The organism is Marinobacter sp. 3-2, assembly GCF_003751355.1.
GTDB classification, from domain to species: domain Bacteria; phylum Pseudomonadota; class Gammaproteobacteria; order Pseudomonadales; family Oleiphilaceae; genus Marinobacter; species Marinobacter adhaerens.
Map to the genome: position 1 here is coordinate 1 of NZ_RJUQ01000010.1, position 1,319 is coordinate 1,319.

Annotated in this window: 1 protein-coding gene; it reads left to right on the top strand. The window is 56.3% G+C overall.

The window, feature by feature from the left end:
* Positions 1 to 80: 80 nt before the first annotated feature.
* A protein-coding gene (locus EDB94_RS01780) for an IS3-like element ISMaq2 family transposase (protein ID WP_085986446.1) occupies positions 81 to 1,288 on the top strand; the annotation gives its coding sequence in 2 pieces (ribosomal slippage) (positions 81 to 408 and positions 408 to 1,288; 1,209 coding nt in all).
* The last annotated feature ends 31 nt before the right edge of the window (positions 1,289 to 1,319 follow it).

Consider the following 1,319-nt stretch of genomic DNA (forward strand, 5'->3'; position numbering starts at 1 on the left):
TGTAGTAGCCCCCATTTAAACCGGACACCTTGGTAGAAGCAAAGGCCTAGGCATAGACCTAGTGCAAAGGAGTGTCCAAGGTGGAGAGAATCGAAGTCATAACCGGAGTGCAGCGCCGTCGCCGGTATTCCGCACAGGAGAAGGCATTCATGGTTGCGGAGTGTGAGCAGCCAGGCATGTCAGTATCGCTTGTAGCCCGGCGTCATGGTATATCAGCAAGTCTGTTGTTCCGTTGGAAGAAGCTGATGAAAGACGGTGGCATGTCCGCGATTGAGTCCGGTGATGAGGTTGTCAGTGCATCCGAGGTGAAGGCTCTGAACAAAAAGGTTCGGGAGCTGGAGCGGATGTTGGGCCGCAAGACGATGGAAGCTGAAATACTCCGGGAAGCCCTGGAGGTGGCTCAGTCAAAAAAGTTGATCTCGCGCATGCCGTTGCTGCCACCGGACGATACCCTCTGAAGCGGGTTGCTGAAGTGCTGAAGGTATCGCGCTCCAATCTGTTGGATCGCCTTCATGGTCGCCAGAAAGGCCGAAGCCCGAGATACAGCAAACAGGACGATGAACGGCATTTACCGTTTATCCGTGAGCTGTGCGAGGCCCGTGCTGCCAATGGCTATCGAAGGATCACGGCTCGACTGAATCGGTTGCTCGCAGCCAACGATGAGCGAGTAAACCACAAGCGCGTGTATCGACTGATGAAGCAGGATGGGCTGCTGTTGCCCCGGTATACGGGCCGACCTCAGGAGCGCTGTCACAACGGCCAGATCATTACGTTGAAGCCAGACCTTCGCTGGTGCTCAGACGGCTTTGAGATCCGCTGCTGGAACAAGGAGGTTGTCCGTGTAGCCTTCAGCCTGGACTGCTGTGATCGCGAGTTGATGCGCTATGTAGCGACCACTGGTGGCATCACCGGTGAGATGGTTCAGGACCTACTACTGGAAAGCCTGGAATACCGGTTCGGCCAGTCAGAGCGAGTGCCTCATCCGCTGGAATGGCTGACGGACAATGGCAGCTGCTACATTGCCAAAGAAACGCGAGCCTTCGCGTCCTCTCTGGGCTTTGCAGTGTGTACCACACCGGTGAGAAGCCCTCAGAGCAACGGCATGGCTGAGGCCTTCGTGAAGACGTTCAAGCGGGACTATGTGTACCTGAACGATCTTCCTGATGCCGCCACGGTGATGGCCAGGTTGCCGGAATGGATCGAGGACTATAACCGCAGCCACCCGCACAAGGGGCTGAAAATGAAATCGCCCTGGGAGTACCGGGCGGAACTGGCATCAAACGAATGAGGTGGTGTCCGGTTTAGCGGGGGCAACTACA